Origin of the sequence: Nitrosopumilus zosterae (assembly GCF_025998175.1) — an archaeon.
Classification (GTDB): domain Archaea; phylum Thermoproteota; class Nitrososphaeria; order Nitrososphaerales; family Nitrosopumilaceae; genus Nitrosopumilus; species Nitrosopumilus zosterae.
Genome location: NZ_AP026695.1, coordinates 814,155 through 830,189 on the forward strand (window position 1 = coordinate 814,155; position 16,035 = coordinate 830,189).

The window sequence follows — 16,035 nt, forward strand, 5'->3', positions numbered from 1 at the left end:
GAATTTTGCCCAAAACAGACGAGGCTTGTCCTCTGTTGTGGGAGCACTATTCTTCACTGTATTGATGGTTGCAGGTTTTTCTGTTTTGAGTCTGGCTCTTGATGCTCAAACTGATATTGTTACCACTCAAAGAATTATCTCTGATGTAGAACTAAAAAAACAACAAGAACGATTTGGAATTGCAGTTTCAACCGATTCTAGCAATAAACTGGATATTTCTGTGACTAATTTCGGTCAAAATCCAGTAGAAATTTCCAGTTTTTGGATTATTAACAAGACATTATCTTCTCAGCCTGCTACACGATATTCTGTAGATTATGATGATTCTTTTATCACTGGTGGTATTCCTTCTTCAATACTTGCATCTCAATCTCTTTACATGGTTCCTGATTCATATGACATCAAAGTAGTATCGTCATTGGGAACAATTGAAATTGCAGAATTAGTGGTAGGATCAGGTGGCTCTTCTATCAATAATCTGCGTTCAGTTCTTGTAACTGATCCTCCTGATGTGATTCTGGGACAAAACGTGACGATAGGGATGGTCGTTACAAACACTGGACAATTAAAAATCAACGATGTTGCTCCTTCTACCATTTCTGTAAATCCTCCTGGTGTTGTCGTTGGTTATTCTGGACCTAATCTGTCTTCAGTAGATTTGATTCCGGGTGAATCCATTTTGTTTTTGTGGGATTATACAATTGATGGAACTGCAGATACAAATGTTGATTTTTCAAATTTTGTAACTGGGTTGGATGCAAACAACAACTTGGTTCAAAGTAATGTTGCATCTGACCAAAGTATTTTACGTGATCCGGCAAATTCAACTTCAGGCTCTGACGAATTAATTGTTTTGACACAAGATCTTTTGGCAAAACCTGAACTGTTTATTGTGATGCCTGCTCCTTTTGGTGAATCTGGACAGCAAGGCATTTGGGGAATTAATGTTGTCAATCCTGTTGAAAAAGATCTCGAAGTAAGTAAGATTGTAATTACTGCAACATCTACAAGATATACTGGTGGTGACGAAATTTTTACTGATAATAATGGCAACGCCTGTCAAGCTCAACATGTTGATCCATCATTGGGTGGAACATGGAGTTGTCCAATGCCCAATCAACTGATGTGGAAGAATCTTAACAATCCTGTATCTGTTCCTGGTTTATCAAATGTATCTTTCTTGGCATTAGTGGAACCTGGATTCATAGGGAGTAGTGGAGATTTTCTTGAAACTGTTCCTGTTGATGTGAGTGTGTATACTACTCTGGGGCAATTTGGCAAATCTGGCTATGGTACGTCATATAACGAGGGCGCTACAACATTGCCAAATGTGTATCTGACGGATGTGCCTGGTTCTACATCTAATGCAAATATTCTTTCAAGCATTAATGGAATCTCTAGTGGAAATACAATCAAACTTAACGCAACTTTGACTGATTTTGATACTAATCTTAGTCACGTAATTCAGGCGACTGATTCTAGATTAATCATTAACATTCCTAAAGGATGGAGTAATCCTTCAATACTAAATGCCCCTGGATTCACCATGGATCCTATTGAGATTTTTGCTGATGGGTCTTCACAAATTGTAGGTGTTCTTAATTCTGATATTGCAAGTCCATTGGATACACAGACCATAGAATTTCAAGTCACTGCACCTACTGTTACATCAACTCAGCTTTATGTAATGTATATTCTAGCCGATGGAATTAGTAGCGGCGATGTAGCCATTGGCCCATTGGCTGAAATTATTTTACAAGTAGTACCTTAGATTAATTGCTCAAGTGATTTCAATTCATTAAATGTTTGGTATTAATTTTATAATTAAAAAAATAAAATTGGTGTTATGATCCCATGGTTGGGTCAATCATAACATAGTTTATTTTGTAGACTTTGCCCGAATCAATTCCTGAACATCCAAGAAACACCATAAGGTTATCTGTTGGATTCATTGGCAGGTTTCCGTCATTGTCTCTTAGGAAATCTGATGTACTGTCATGGGCAATTATTCTCTCAAGTCTACAATCTGCATTTGTTGCACCTTCATCTGGATCAATTGTTTTTTCAACTACGCTGAATAGAACAATTGTATTTGTCGAAGATAATTCAGAATCAACAATTCCTATGTTTCCACTGTCTCCGATTATCTGTATGCATGGATCTGTTTTGATTCCATTGACATAATGATCACAACTGTCTAGAGTATCTATGGCTGTCTCTTCAATGTTTATTTCCATTGAGTTATTTTGGAAAACAATTCCTCCTGGTCCTCCAGAACCGTCACCATTGTCGTCATTGTATATTGTACATGTGATGCTTTTGCCTTTTTTAATGGTAAATTCTTCTTCAACCATTGTTGGACATTGATTGTCTCCTGTGATTAGAACAGTAGTGTATGTGGCGGTGACTGTATCGGCAATTGATTCGGAAATCTTGTACGTGCCAACAGGGACTTTGTTTAGATTAACTAGTGGGTCTGATGATTCGTCCTGATCATGATTCAAGATGATCTCTTCATTTGTTTCCACGTTAGTTAACATAATTGTAAAGTCTGCTGGAGCGGCATCTCCGCCATTATCGTTTGTGATGGCTTTTCTTATTGTGATGCTGCCCATTTTAACAGGGTCGTCTTCACAAGTAAGAGGATCTGATTCTGAAATTGATGTTTCACTATTTTTCAAACCATCTGTGATTTCTACTGCATAACCGCTATTAATCACTGTCAATCCTTTGTAAAGTGGCTGCGAACATGATGTATGTATTTCCATTGAAGAAACTAACACGTCATCCTGGTTTTCTACAATTTTATAAATCGCAATAACCGTGTTTGAATTTAATTTATCTTTTCCAAAGTTAGATGATTCGATTTGATAATCTCCTAAATTTGTAACACCTACAATACTCATCAATTTTTTATCCTTATTACCTATGTCGTTTAGTTTTTTGTAAACTTCAATTTTGAATTCACTGTCTATTTCTCCACTTGGTGTAGAAAAGATGAACTTGAGCGTGTCTGGTTTTTCACAATCACATGGATCTTTTGGTTCATTATCACAGTCATCATGTCTATTCTTATCATGATGTCTATCATCACAATCATCATAGTGGTAATTATCATGATTATCATGGTTACCTCCATATGTTGAAAATGCATTTGGAGTTTCTGACACAAATCCGCCAATAATCAATATTGCCGCAATTGTTGAAATTGTCAAAGTCGTCTTTAATTTTGTCATTACATCATTGCATTTTCATGAGTAAAAATGAACTGTGTTGTAATGTTTGAACAACATTTGAAGTTGCTGTGTTGTTTGAACACAAATTACTTTAACATCTGTTTTGATTTTATTAACTCTAGAATGACAAAACTACAGTCAAAACAAAACAAGTTGACTTCGAGAAGAGCAGTTGCTCCAGTAATTGCAACACTTCTTTTGGTAGCAATAGCAGTAGTTGGTGGAAGTATTGTCTTTGTGTTCTCACAAGGATTCTTTAGTTCTGCCCAAATCAGCGGTTCACCAAACATTGAATCGTTGAAATTCACTGGTTATGATGCCACAGATGGTACTACTCTGTTAAATCATGATGGAACAACATTTGCTGCAGGAAACACTGCAGGTAACGGTCTAATCATAGGTGAATCTGTATCTGTATATATACAGAGTAACAGTGTAGGTAAGGTAACTCTTGGTGAGGTGAGATTTGGTGGAGCAGTATACAACTATACTACATCTTCGCCCGGATCTGGTGATTATCAGGTTCTTACAACCGGACCTGGAACCTTTTTGGCTACATCGTCTGCAGAACTTCAACCTGGCCAACAAGCAACAATAATAATGAATCTTGGTGAAAATATCAAATCTGGTAGAGACACCCAATTCAAGTTAACAACTGCTAATGGTGCCGTGTTTGTAGGAACAATAATTGCAGGTCAACAAAGTGGTTAACTCCACATTTTTTCATTTTTATGAAAAACGATGGAGCGAAAAAATGAAAAATGGAGAAAAACTATGATCAAAAAAATCCCCCTGGCATTCTTTTTAGCAATCACATTACTGTTTGGTGGAAATATTCAATTATCCTCTGCCCAAAATTTAGAAGCATTATCAGAATATTCAATAAAACTAGCAATTTCTCCTTCGCATCTAGAAAGCGGCGTGGCTGAACATCAAGTTGGCTATCTTTTTGTTCTTAGCAAGCATGGTGTACCTATTACATCATCATATGACGTTCCAGTTAGTTTGAGTTCTGATGATCCAACGATTGCATCTGTTCCTACAAAAACTGTCTTAAAGGCAAATGAAGAATTTGTATCATTTCCAATAATTACAGGTGACAAATCGGGAAAGACCACAATTACTGCATCGCTAAATGGGAAAACAACGTTCCAGAAAATAGAAGTCGGTACAGATGAAACTTATCTTCCAGATGATTTGACTTTGGAATTAAACATGCCTACAACTGAAATGCATGTGAATTCTCAGATGCCTTTCACTGTTTTCTTTAAGACCTTTGATGACACTATAGTTCGTGCGCCCAATGACATTGAAATTGTTCTTGAACACAATGATCTTTTGGCATCTCCAGATTCTGACACATTGATAATTAAAAAAGGCAGTTACTATGCATGGGGAGTTTTAACTTCTCATGAAAAAACAGGAAACACGTTTGTTCGTGCGATTCATGAAGAATCTGGGCTTGATGTTGCAAAAAGCATCAAAATTTCATCTACTTTGCCTGCGAGTTTAAAATTATCTGTACATCCAAAGTTAATTCCTGCCGAATTTGATAGAGCGTTGGATATTTTTGTCACTGTAGTTGATTCTGATGGCAATCCTACGAAAACACCTGAAGACATTCCTTTGGAATTTTTTTCTAATGAACAATTTCCAATAGGGGATGTTTTAGTTGGTATTTCAAAGTCAGAAAAACCAATGATAAAAAAAGGTGAATTTGGTTATTTGTTACAAGAAAAATTTAGCTTACAAAACTTGTTAAAAAATGATATTTTGATAGGGGTGAGTTCTAAGGGATATGGTACTGCAACTGATACATTTCGTACAGTTGGTGAATCCATTGAAGAAGGAAACAAGTTAAAACGAACCATGAAAAATGTATTTAATTTTGGTTTTGATGTCAAAGATTATGGAAACACCGTTAATGTATTTGGAATAGAAAATGTACCAAGTAACGCAACAGCGTTTTTTACTTATCAATTATCAATGATTGAAGATGATGAAGATGATGATGGGGTTAGGCCCAATGGCTCTCTAGTTGAAATTAATCCCGAATGTGCAGAGCAATCGGATGATGCAACTGATACTGATTCAAGTGATGTCACTCACAATACTGAATTGGATTCTGATAAAATCATTCTTTATTCAATTGATTGTCTAGGAGAAGGTGAACTCTATCCGATGCAATCTATTGAGAATCTTTACACTGATGGGTTTGTTCACAAAATCAATGTGATTTCCAGTGATGAAAAACTGGCCAAAATTGTGGATGGTGGAAAAATTCTCACTTCATACTCTTTTGGTACTGCAAAAGTATCAACAGGTCAAAAAACAGGACCTGTTACCATATCTACTTCGATAAATGGTGTGGGAACAGGCTCTTTTACTACAAACGTTGTTAATGCGTTAGAACAAAAAGAAGTCCGATTATTTTCTCCAACTGGGGAAGGCAGTTTAATTTTTGATCGTGATGGATATTTTGATATATTTTTAATTGCACTTGATGGACAGCAACGCCCCAAAGTTATGACTGAAACTGGGAAATACCTAGTTACACCAACCAATGGTTTAGTTGAAATAAACAAAGGTACTGCTTTTACTTTTACACAATTAAGAAGTGACTCTTTTGACATATCTGTGGCTGAGACTCAAATCCTTCTCACCGTAGAACCAATCGGTGAAAACGCAGATTTGAAGTTGGGTGGAAGCAAAGTTTTCACTACTCAGCCATCTTCTCAAATTCAGGTAACTTTACCACTTAGTAAAATCAACACAAACCATCAGGAAAATTTAGGAATAATCCAGTTAGTTGATTTGCAAGGCAATCCTGTGATTCCAAAATTCAATGTAAAATCAAAAATTGTATCATCTCAGAACTCGATTGTTCAAATAATCGACGATTCAGTAATTCCTGCAGGTTCGTCATACACAACATTCCCGATTAAAACCACCGGTTCTGTTGGAAATGCGATAATTTCTGCCAGTGCAAAGGGCGTTAATGGAACTTCTACAATGATTAGCACCGCTTCTTCTCAACTACAGTTACAAATTTCCACTGGTAATTTGGTAGATGTGATAAAAGTAGATGATCCTGTAGAATTTAGATTATTTGTAGATGATGAAAATTTGGATTCTGTACCGGGTGCTTCATTAAAAATAGTCACCAAAGGTGATGGAATTATTACCCCTGAAGTTGTACGAACAAGTTCTGATGGCAGCGCGATTGTAAGCCTAACTGCGTTTGAAGGTCCAAACTTATCTTTTGACATTATTGCCACTGCAGAAGGATACGCAGAAGGGAAGGACACATTTACAGTCAATGTGGATTCTCCAGAAAACACAATCGGCGCAATTGATTTGGAGTTACCTGAATGGATCGTCTATATTGTAATCGGAGGAATTTTGATGATAGGAATAGTCGTGTTCCTTTTCTTAAAGAAATCAAAAGCAGATTTGGAAGAAGATTGGGAAGATGAAGAAGAGATATGATTTTCTATTTTTTAGATCTATCTACATCTCTGCAAATTCCACATAGGTAATTTTGCTTAAACTCTTCTAATTCTGTTTTAAAGCCATCTGTTTGATAATATGATTCCCCAGTTTGCAATCCTCCTGGAACTAATTTACCACAAACATTGCAATGAATTTCAACGCTGAATTTCACTCTTTTCTCGCCATCTAATATTTTACCAATAATCATAATCTCAACTATTAATCTGATTTGTTATAAACAATATGTGCTCAATCTCATGAATATTATACCGAAAAATTACTGGTATTCTTATGCTTGCTGTTTGGTTTCGTGTGATAAGGATAAGGTTCCTTCTTGCATCTGTGATTGCCGTTTCTGTTGGACTGGCACTAAATGGATGGCAAAACTCATCAATTGATTTATTTGACACAGTACTGATCTTTGCAGGAGTATTGTCTCTTCATGCAAGTGTTGACTTGTTAAATGACTTTTGGGATTTTAAGCGAGGAATTGACACTAAAACAAAACGAACCAAGATGAGCGGTGGAACTGGAGTGTTGCCTGAAGGGCTACTCAAACCATCTGCAGTATACCGTGCAGGAATTGCATTTTTGATTATTGGTTCTTTGATTGGTGCATATTTTGTAATGACTGATGGAATAATCATTGCTATAATTTTGGGGTTTGCAATTTTATCTATCTATTTTTATTCCACAAAAATTGTTGATTCTGGTCTAGGTGAATTCTTTGTTGCAGTAAAAGGTTCTATGATTGTAATTGGCACTTTTTTTATCCAGTCAGGACAAATCAACATGGAATCAATTCTTGGCGGTATTGTTGTTGGTTCCTTATCATCATTAGTGCTTTTCATTGCATCCTTTCCAGATCATGATGCAGACAAATCAAAAGGCAGAAAAACTCTAGTAATTGCAGTTGGAAAAGAAAAAGCATCCAAATTGTTTTGGATCTTTCCAATAGTATCTTACAGTGCAATTGTTGCCGGCGTGTTTGCAGATTTCTTTCCGTTATTATCTTTGATTTGTCTACTGAGTGTACCCCTAATGATAAAATCTGGCTTGGGATTGCAGAAAAACTATGACTCTGTTGAGAATTTGGTACCTTCGATGTCCTCGACATTATTATTTAGCAGAATAACTGGTGCATTGTTTGTTGCTAGTTTTTTAATTGATCTATTGCTTTAGACATAAATTTAGTAAATACCCACAAATAACATGATTTCAGGTTTTGCAACTTCTGATGGAACCAAAAAATTTGCTCAATCTTCAGGTACAAATCAAGACAATTTCAAGAATTTTGCAAATCTGACTCTCTCAAATGTTGGAATTGGAACCTATCTTGGTAATCCAGATTCTCGAACTGACGAACTAGTAAAGAATGCTGTAAAACAATCCATTCTATCTGGAATCAATGTTGTTGACACTGCGATAAATTACAGGGCGCAAAAAGCAGAACGCTCTGTTGGAAAAGCCATCTCTGAATTGATTGACGAAGAAAAAATATCTCGTGATCAATTATTTCTAAGTACTAAAAATGGATATGTTACAAATGATGCAGATGTCAAATTAGGATTTTGGGAATATGTTAAAGAAGAATATTCTCAAAAAGGCGTGATCAAAGAAGGTGATGTGACATCTGGTTATCATTGTATGACTCCAACATACCTTTCTGATCAACTGGATCGTAGTTTAAAAAATCTAAACATGGATTGTATTGATTTGATGTATCTTCACAATGCAGTTGAGGGACAAATTAATGATGTTTCTAAAGAACAATTTTTAGAAAATTTAAAATCTGTTTTTGAATTATACGAACAAAAACGTGATGAAGGAAAAATTAAATTCTACGGGATGGCAACCTGGGAGTGTTTCAGAGTGCCACATGATAGTCCACAATATCTTTCACTTGAGGACACAGTTAATCTAGCTAAAAAAATTGGAGGTGAAGACAACGGTTTTCGATTTATACAATTACCTTTTAACATGCATTATGATCAGGCATTACTTGGGAAAAACCAATTATTGAAATCTAAACAAGTTTCAATTTTAGAGGCAGCTGCATCGATGGGGATAGGTGTTTTTACAAGCGTTCCTTTCATGCAAGGTAGATTGTTGACTCCTGGCGTGATGCCTGAATTTAATGAACTAAAACCATCTCTTCGTGCTTTACAATTCATTCGTTCATCTCCTGGGGTTTTGGCGCCATTGGTTGGGCAGAAATCTGTTGAACATGTATCTGAGAATCTTGAAATCATGAAAATTCCTCCTATTCCTGAAGATGATTTTTTGGCTCTCGTCAAAAAACTCACTTCGTAAATCCTTTTTTGACATATTTGAAATTTTGATGGAAAAATAATAAATGAGCCGTCTTTATGAAGTAAGTACTTGTCAGCAAAGATTTATGATTATGGAAAAATTTGCAAATCTGTCTTATCGATAGATCCTAAAATTCGATTTGCAGGGGTGATTAATGAAAGGGGACGATTAGTAGCTGGTGGGATGAGGGAAAATGTTGAACCACTAGAAAGTGAAAAAGACGATGAGATGATATTCATGGAATTGGCATTGCGTGTTAAAATGAGAAAAGAATTTGATAAACAACTAGGCCCTGTAAATTTTGCAATGGCATCAAGAGAGCGTGCTCTTGCCATAAGTGTACTGATCAACGAAGACATTCTTTATGTCGTATCTGAACCTGATTCAGATTATGGTGTTTTGCCTAAAAAAATTATTGAAATAATCCATTCTCAACATTAATTCTAATTCCATTTTTGGGAATTTGGGATCTTCTTAATTAGCAATTGACGCACAAATTTTTCATGGATGCAAAATTGGATTCTACTTATTTAGCAATAACAGAATTAACCTCCGAAATCAATTCCATTGTTAGAAAGTCTTTTGAAAAGGGTAATGAGGAATTACCGTCATCTGATGTAGAACACATTTTAAAAATTACTTCTGATGTTGCCTGTAAAATTAGGCCCCAACTCAAAGAATTAACTGTATGATTTACTGGATGTTATTTTCTGAAAAATTGCTCCTTTATTCATCATAACAATGATTTTCTAACTGTATCTATAAATAGAAATCAAAAGACAAAAATTTGTGCCAGTAGATCCTGTATGCGGAATAGAACTTGATGAAGAACTAGCATTACTTCATGAGCATGATGGAAAAAAATTTCATTTTTGCTGTAATGGATGCAGACGTATCTTTATCAAAAAACCTAGAAAATATAAAAATAATATCTAGATTGGAAAAGCCCCGCACATTCTACAGAATTTGGAATTCTTTACTTCGCATTTGCAGTACGGACATGCATTATCTGGGCTTTTTTGAGGAACGCCAAACAATCTCTTAAAAATTTCATAGTAATGCATTGACTCTCTGCTTCTAATTATTACCCCGTCTTCTTTCTCTGTGGTTAATTTTTTTTCAACATATTTTTCCTCATTGATTATTGATTCGAACAAATTAGTCAGCCCTGCAGTTCCTGATCCATCTTGCATTGGTGATTTCTCCCTCCATATGATCTGCTGCGGTAGATACTTTTCAAACGTCTTACGAAGTATCCATTTTCCATATCTTTGTTCTTTTTCATTTCTCACTTTCATGTCTGCCGGAATTTTTTTGGCCAATTCTATAACTGTGTCTTTTAGGAATGGTGCTTCTACCTCTATTCCTAATTCCTTTCCTATCTTTTGTGTTGGAAAATGCATTACTGAACAAACTCTGCTTATCTCTGCTTCTAATTCATTTTCAGGTTTATGAATTAGAAAACTATATCCTGCAAATAATTCGTCTGCACCATCCCCTGTTATGATGGATTTTTCCCCATTGTCCTTTGCCCATTTTATTGCAAGATACATTACAACATTGTTTCGAATCTCTATGTCGTTGAAATTTTTTAAAATTTTTACTGTATCCTCCACCGCTTCTAAAATCTCTGCAGTTTTAACATAGTAAATTGTAAGAGATAATCCTAATTCTTTTGCTACTCTTTGGCAATATGTTAGGTCTGTTGAAACAAAATCTTCCGCAATAACTGCAACGGTCCTTGGTTTTTTTTGTCTTAAGAAATATGCTATGATTGAACTATCTAGTCCGCCAGATAATGCTATCAAATTAGATTTGCATGAATTGCAGGATTCCTCTAAGACATCGTAGAGTTCCTTGGAAACATTATCCAACACAACTATGTTTGCTCTGAAATTAAAATATCTATGCCTGACTTTATCTGTGACTTTTCCTCACCATTATTGCAAACTTTAAATTTGTTATAGCATTCTTGAAGATTAATGCTTCTTCCGGCTGAAATTGAATCTAAAACTCTAATTCCAGCATTGCGTGCAATTCTTGCAAAGAAACTCGCAGAGGATCATAACATTAGAGAAGATGAAATTTCTAAAATGCTAGGTGTCACCCAAGCAGCAATTAGCAATTACATTCGAGGAACACGAGGTGATCCCTCTCTCATCGCAAAACTTTTAGCTGAAAAACAAGTTGCGATTATGATTGATGATCTAAGTGACAATCTTTCATCTGATCTGGCATATACTCCGTCTAGCCTTTCAAAGTTTATCGGTCTTTGTAATTATATTAAATCTAGTCTGCTTATTTGTGAGATACATCACAACTTGGAATCAAACATTGATGAACAGGTATGTAAAGAATGTGAAAATATGCTTCTAAAGGGCCCTGGAAGCGTCTACTAAATTTTATTTATTATTATCTCGATTGTTGATGTCATGCTCCCTATTCCTGGAGCTGCAACTGTGTCTAAATTGATTTTTTGAATTTTGGAATTACCCTTTAACATTTTTTCAGTGATTATGTTTGCAACAGCTACTGCATTTGGAATTGAATTTCCTCTTGATTTTAAGATGACTTTGTGTTTACTTCCCAATGTAGATAGCACATCAATAGCTGATTGCATTACAGGATCATTTCCAATGTTTATGATGGTATACTCAGACTTTTCGGTCTGCTCGTGACCATACTGTTCAGTCGTCTCTTCCATGAGCATTATTCAACAATCAGCAATTTTTTGTTCTTTTAAGTTTTATCGACCATTGATTCATTTTTCAAAGTAATCAATTGGGATATTTTGAAAATCTCCGTTTGGGAGTACTCTTCGAATTGTAATTGGAATCACTCTCTGTTCAAGTTCCTCCATTGCAATATCTAATGAAATTCTAGCTGTCTTTGGAATTGGGATGAATGGTGGTGCGCCTAGTGATAATTGCAAAGCTCTTGCACCCATAATTCTTGCTTTTTCAAATCTTGTAAGCGTTGGAGGGCCGATTGTAATTTTGCCTTTTTCGCATGGAATTTCTGTTGCTTCGTGTTCTTCTACTGTTTCTACAACTTCTCTGCTTTCTATTTCTTTGATTCTCTTTTCAAGATTCTCTTGTTCTTTTTCGCTTAGTGGTTCAAGGCCACCTTTTTTCTCAATTAATTTTCGATAAGTGTCAAGCGCTTTGTTTAATCCAGTATTTTCTTCTGGTGATACTTCAATTTCTTCAGATTCCGTTGATTCTAAAAATGGTTCTTCAGATTCAGGTGACTCTAACAGTGGTGCTTCTTCGACATCAGACAAGTAACAAAATTTTCTTAAAACGTTATATAATCTAATCATTTTAATGTACGAATTGAGTTCACCTTCAGTTTCAAAAAAACAACTTATTTTAGAAATTCGAGGCAAAGGAAAAATTTCATGTGATCTTAAACGTCACTTGTCCCCTAGAACTGTCGGAACCATAATGAGATCCTTACCGTTGGAGGGGAATGCTCATCTCATGGGACAAAGTATTTTGTATTTTGAAACTAGTGTGGATTCTGGAATTGAGAGAGCAAGATCTGAATTCAAAAAAGGCGATGTTGCATTTTTGCCATCCTCTGGAAGTGTCTGCTTTTTCATTAATGATGTATCTTCTGGAAAAACAATGACTCCTATTGGAAAATTAGGTGATGATGTTGATGTATTAAAGACTGCAAAATCTGGAGATGTGCTTTGTATCTATGAAGACACTGCTTGATACAAATGATGGCCTGAATAACCGCCAACCCTTTTTACAGTTCCTTTGATTGCTGAATTTTTTAGAAATGCATTAGCTGCAGATATTTTGACTCCTGTTTGTCTTGCAAGATCTTGAACTGTGACCACCTTGGAGCTTTGAATAATTTTCATTGCTTGTTGTTCATTAACCATAACAATAATTTCTGCTTTTTTTGGGCCACTTTCGCCTTTGTCTTTTTTACTTTTTTTAGTATCTTTGGTTGCTGTTGATTTGTCTTTGCTAGCAGCTGTTGGCTTTTTTGCTCCGCCCATAAAACTAGAAAAAAATATTCCTCTTATAAACGATGAAGAAAATTGTTCTCTTTTAGCTATTAGAAAAATCTTAAACTTTTTTCAAGTATAAATAACATCTTGATTATCATAATCTATGGGTATTGTATCGAAAGGTGCAAAATGCAATGTTGAAGGGTGTGACAAAGATGGTGCCCGTTCACTTAATACTACCAAAGTAGAAAATGCAGGTCTAAGAGTAAATTCCACAGGTAAAAAAACCGTCCTTTGTAAAGAACACTACAAAGAATGGAAAAAAGAATCTAAAGACGATCGTGATCTTGAAAGAGCACGATTTGATAAATTTTAATTTTCTTTGTTAGTTTGTAGGATTTTTTGAATAGTCGTCTTTGAGTTTCTCATACAATTTATTTAATTTCTTATAGAGTCTTTTTGGCTCTCTTGTTTTTTGGTTACTCAAAACATACAATGCAAGAATTGGAAACGCGATTGTTACATCTGCATATACTGTGACCATTCCATGATGTGCGTCTTGAACCTTTCCCCAACTCTTTCCTTCTTGAAGTGTTGCCCCTGATAATCCTCCTGTATCTGGTCGTGCATCTGTGATTTGAATTACGTAGTCTTGTCCTCCGTCATTTCTTCTGAGAATTTGATCTAAAAGTGGTCCTGTTTGCTGAGCTGTGTTTTTGGGAACACCTCCGCCCAATTCTAAAATTCCTGATTTCTTTGAATCATAAAGAATTGCAGCTTGCTCTATAATCTCTCTTACAAAATCTAGATTGTAAATTTTATCTCTGAGTCTGTGAACTGCTAAATTCAAGGCAAGTGAAGAATCCTTTATTGTAGATATGTATACTGGAACATCATAATCATATGCAGTTGTAATGAAACTTTTTTCAGGGTGTTTTGCTTTTTCTTTACTGATTTTTCCCATTAAATTGCAAAACTCTGCAGTTGTGAATGGTTTGTCTGGAAAATCATCTCCAAACATTTTTTGAATTAGTTCGTCTTCTGCCTCCAATGTTTCATGAAATTTAATATATACATCTCTGATTCTAACAATTTCATTCTCATACAATTTCATATCATCTACATCGAAACTTCCTTGTTTTACTGGTAGACCCCATGCAAAATGATCTTCATGGTATACATTTGCACCCGTTGTTATAATCCAGTCTACAAATCCTCGCTCAATTAGTGTTTTAATAATCCCGCCAAAACCTACTGGTGTCATAGCTCCTGATACTGTGAGACAAATCGTTGCATCTTCTTCAATCATTCTAGCATAAAGTTTGGCTGCATCTCCAAGTTGCCTTCCGTTATATCCTGAACTTGCAAAGACATCCACCAAATCTTCTATGGTCATATTTGGATCTAGTTTGATGTGAGGTATGTCCTTGCCATGAAATTTATGCGGGTCCACTTTAACAAACAATTTTTAATTCTAAATAATACTTGCGGAAGGATATTTTGAATAATTTTGATTTTAGATCAAAATATTACTTAATTAGGAATGAACCCAAATAAAGCCAAATGAAAATAATTGATTTACATGATCCTAAAAGAGTAAATAGACCTCCTGATGATGTTGAAATTTTACTATCTGCGGGTAATTTTGTGCATGATGAATTTCTCATCTCTAAAGTTGAATTACGACTTTACAACGAGCGATTAGATTCTAAATTGGGAGTTTTTTCTCTAATTACATCTTTTGTAGAAACTAACAAAGGTTCTGTTGAAATGATTTATGATGAAGGATTTAGAGGGGAGAATCCACTAAAACGAGCTACGGAATTTCTAATTTCTAATTTAGGAATATCTGGTTTAATCTTACGCTCAATTATTTCCCTACGAGAAAAAATTACCTGATTCTTAATTTCATTGCTTTTGATTTACTAGAATTCTTACTGATAAGTTCCTGCTTGTTCCTTAAGTAGAAATTTCTATTTTCTACTCATATGAAATAAAATACCAAAAAACATTCTTTGTTGTTAACACTATCTATGCTGACAGTGTTTGTTTTTGGAACTTTGGGAATCACTAGTGCTTTTGCAGAAGATACCAGCATTGGATTCTAATTATTTTGCACTAACCACTGAGGGGTGTCCTTCTTTTTATTTTTCAAATATGTTATGTGTTATTTTATACAGTGCTTGCAAGGGGTGAATTTTTCTTTTATTGCTTGCTCAAGTACGTCTGGAACAAAGTATGTCCTATCTTCTTTTTTGATATAGTATATTTCACAATCAGGAATCATGGCTGCTAAATGATGAACTTTCATGTCTGATTTATTTCCTAGATATCCTGCTATAGTTTGTTCACCCATCTGAAAAATTCATGATGTGTATTAACAACTCCAAAACAAATCATTCTATTGGAATTTGAACTCTTTGTCCTATAAACTAGATGCAGGTAACCAAGAATACCTATAATTGAATTTGTGTTGACTATGTGTCATCGTATAACAAAAGAGATCACTAATTTAGAATTATTTTCTATGATTAACAGAATCACAGATGAATGAAATGACACAAACTCAGATCAACTTGGGTGATTATAACAAGCCACAAGAACAAACCAAAGCTGTGGGGATTGGAAAGATTTTAGGAAAAATCATCAATATCAAGGATTTCCGAACCAATAGGGGCAAGCCTTCTCCTTACACACCAAGGGATGCAATTGGAGAAGATGGACTGACAGACTATAATGTTATAGATACTTTGGAAACCTTTGAGGTTGACAATCATCTGATTAGTTCCTTTTTTGTAACGCCTGCAATAGTAAAACAAATTCAAAGAGTTCCTAACTATCAATCAGAATTGGCTTCAGGGAAAGTATTTGGGCCCTGCAAGATTGGTCAGAAAAAATCCACAAAAACCAACGCAAACTATTGGTGTCTTCTTTTCCCAGGAGAAGAGGGTTACTGACATTTTTTAAAACTAAAAATTATTTTTATTAATCCCGTTTACATTTATGAATTAAAAAAATTCTAGCGTA

Annotated in this window: 21 protein-coding genes; 13 read left to right on the plus strand and 8 right to left on the minus strand. The window is 35.1% G+C overall.

Annotated elements, in window-relative coordinates:
- Window positions 1-25 precede the first annotated feature (25 nt).
- Entirely contained in the window at window positions 26-1,771 is a 1,746-nt protein-coding gene (locus OO712_RS04820; protein ID WP_225866890.1) for a hypothetical protein, read from the plus strand.
- A 73-nt stretch (window positions 1,772-1,844) separates the two neighbouring features.
- Here OO712_RS04820 and OO712_RS04825 read toward each other — a convergent pair whose 3' ends face one another.
- Entirely contained in the window at window positions 1,845-3,236 is a 1,392-nt protein-coding gene (locus tag OO712_RS04825; protein ID WP_146196000.1) for a DUF7467 domain-containing protein, read from the minus strand.
- A 123-nt stretch (window positions 3,237-3,359) separates the two neighbouring features.
- Between OO712_RS04825 and OO712_RS04830 the strand changes: the two genes are divergently transcribed.
- Both OO712_RS04830 and OO712_RS04835 read left to right on the plus strand, forming a co-directional pair.
- Window positions 3,360-3,947, plus strand: a complete 588-nt coding sequence (locus OO712_RS04830; RefSeq protein ID WP_109877150.1) for an archaellin/type IV pilin N-terminal domain-containing protein — start codon at window positions 3,360-3,362, stop codon at window positions 3,945-3,947.
- Window positions 3,948-4,010: 63 nt separating this feature from the next.
- The gene (locus OO712_RS04835; protein WP_109877337.1) at window positions 4,011-6,725 is read left to right on the plus strand and encodes a hypothetical protein; all 2,715 of its coding nucleotides are present in this window, start codon (window positions 4,011-4,013) and stop codon (window positions 6,723-6,725) included.
- A gap of 4 nt (window positions 6,726-6,729) precedes the next feature.
- On the opposite strand, the gene OO712_RS04840 is transcribed toward OO712_RS04835, so the two are convergent.
- On the minus strand, window positions 6,730-6,936 hold the full coding sequence (locus tag OO712_RS04840; protein ID WP_109877149.1) for a hypothetical protein: 207 nt from the start codon (window positions 6,934-6,936) through the stop codon (window positions 6,730-6,732).
- Between the two features lie 83 nt (window positions 6,937-7,019).
- Between OO712_RS04840 and OO712_RS04845 the strand changes: the two genes are divergently transcribed.
- The 5 genes from OO712_RS04845 (at window position 7,020) to OO712_RS04865 (ending at window position 9,977) form a co-directional block, all read left to right on the plus strand.
- On the plus strand, window positions 7,020-7,910 hold the full coding sequence (locus tag OO712_RS04845; RefSeq protein ID WP_109877148.1) for a prenyltransferase: 891 nt from the start codon (window positions 7,020-7,022) through the stop codon (window positions 7,908-7,910).
- A 30-nt stretch (window positions 7,911-7,940) separates the two neighbouring features.
- Window positions 7,941-9,041: an aldo/keto reductase gene (locus OO712_RS04850; protein WP_109877147.1), complete on the plus strand. Its 1,101-nt coding sequence runs from the start codon at window positions 7,941-7,943 to the stop codon at window positions 9,039-9,041.
- Window positions 9,042-9,110: 69 nt separating this feature from the next.
- Complete coding sequence (locus OO712_RS04855) at window positions 9,111-9,482, plus strand: DUF6659 family protein (protein ID WP_109877146.1); 372 nt, start codon at window positions 9,111-9,113, stop codon at window positions 9,480-9,482.
- A 62-nt stretch (window positions 9,483-9,544) separates the two neighbouring features.
- Complete coding sequence (locus tag OO712_RS04860) at window positions 9,545-9,733, plus strand: hypothetical protein (protein WP_109877145.1); 189 nt, start codon at window positions 9,545-9,547, stop codon at window positions 9,731-9,733.
- Window positions 9,734-9,830: 97 nt separating this feature from the next.
- A complete protein-coding gene (locus OO712_RS04865; RefSeq protein ID WP_109877144.1) occupies window positions 9,831-9,977 on the plus strand; it encodes a YHS domain-containing protein in 147 nt (48 codons plus the stop codon).
- Here the strand turns inward: OO712_RS04865 and OO712_RS04870 are convergent.
- A complete protein-coding gene (locus OO712_RS04870) occupies window positions 9,974-10,915 on the minus strand; it encodes an asparagine synthase C-terminal domain-containing protein (protein ID WP_109877143.1) in 942 nt (313 codons plus the stop codon). The two genes, OO712_RS04865 and OO712_RS04870, sit on opposite strands and share 4 nt — an antisense overlap.
- Before the next feature lie 108 nt (window positions 10,916-11,023).
- Between OO712_RS04870 and OO712_RS04875 the strand changes: the two genes are divergently transcribed.
- Window positions 11,024-11,440, plus strand: coding sequence for a transcriptional regulator (locus OO712_RS04875; RefSeq protein WP_109877142.1), 417 nt, complete (start codon window positions 11,024-11,026; stop codon window positions 11,438-11,440).
- On the opposite strand, the gene OO712_RS04880 is transcribed toward OO712_RS04875, so the two are convergent.
- On the minus strand, window positions 11,437-11,751 hold the full coding sequence (locus tag OO712_RS04880; protein WP_109877141.1) for a DNA-binding protein: 315 nt from the start codon (window positions 11,749-11,751) through the stop codon (window positions 11,437-11,439). The two genes, OO712_RS04875 and OO712_RS04880, sit on opposite strands and share 4 nt — an antisense overlap.
- A 51-nt stretch (window positions 11,752-11,802) precedes the next feature.
- Complete coding sequence (locus OO712_RS04885; protein ID WP_370684787.1) at window positions 11,803-12,363, minus strand: DNA-directed RNA polymerase subunit K; 561 nt, start codon at window positions 12,361-12,363, stop codon at window positions 11,803-11,805.
- Window positions 12,364-12,367: 4 nt separating this feature from the next.
- On the opposite strand from OO712_RS04885, the gene OO712_RS04890 reads away from it, so the two are divergent.
- The gene (locus OO712_RS04890) at window positions 12,368-12,763 is read left to right on the plus strand and encodes a cyclophilin-like fold protein (protein ID WP_109877139.1); all 396 of its coding nucleotides are present in this window, start codon (window positions 12,368-12,370) and stop codon (window positions 12,761-12,763) included.
- On the opposite strand, the gene OO712_RS04895 is transcribed toward OO712_RS04890, so the two are convergent.
- The gene (locus tag OO712_RS04895; RefSeq protein ID WP_109877138.1) at window positions 12,745-13,056 is read right to left on the minus strand and encodes a 30S ribosomal protein S25; all 312 of its coding nucleotides are present in this window, start codon (window positions 13,054-13,056) and stop codon (window positions 12,745-12,747) included. The two genes, OO712_RS04890 and OO712_RS04895, sit on opposite strands and share 19 nt — an antisense overlap.
- 115 nt (window positions 13,057-13,171) lie before the next feature.
- Here OO712_RS04895 and OO712_RS04900 point away from each other — a divergent pair, with 115 nt between their 5' ends.
- Entirely contained in the window at window positions 13,172-13,384 is a 213-nt protein-coding gene (locus tag OO712_RS04900; RefSeq protein ID WP_109877137.1) for a hypothetical protein, read from the plus strand.
- A gap of 9 nt (window positions 13,385-13,393) precedes the next feature.
- On the opposite strand, the gene OO712_RS04905 is transcribed toward OO712_RS04900, so the two are convergent.
- The gene (locus OO712_RS04905) at window positions 13,394-14,461 is read right to left on the minus strand and encodes a homospermidine biosynthesis protein (RefSeq protein WP_109877336.1); all 1,068 of its coding nucleotides are present in this window, start codon (window positions 14,459-14,461) and stop codon (window positions 13,394-13,396) included.
- A gap of 110 nt (window positions 14,462-14,571) precedes the next feature.
- On the opposite strand from OO712_RS04905, the gene OO712_RS04910 reads away from it, so the two are divergent.
- Window positions 14,572-14,907, plus strand: a complete 336-nt coding sequence (locus OO712_RS04910) for a hypothetical protein (protein WP_109877136.1) — start codon at window positions 14,572-14,574, stop codon at window positions 14,905-14,907.
- A 268-nt stretch (window positions 14,908-15,175) separates the two neighbouring features.
- On the opposite strand, the gene OO712_RS04915 is transcribed toward OO712_RS04910, so the two are convergent.
- Entirely contained in the window at window positions 15,176-15,364 is a 189-nt protein-coding gene (locus OO712_RS04915) for a hypothetical protein (RefSeq protein ID WP_109877135.1), read from the minus strand.
- A 190-nt stretch (window positions 15,365-15,554) separates the two neighbouring features.
- Between OO712_RS04915 and OO712_RS04920 the strand changes: the two genes are divergently transcribed.
- Entirely contained in the window at window positions 15,555-15,965 is a 411-nt protein-coding gene (locus OO712_RS04920) for a hypothetical protein (protein WP_109877134.1), read from the plus strand.
- Window positions 15,966-16,035: the final 70 nt, after the last annotated feature.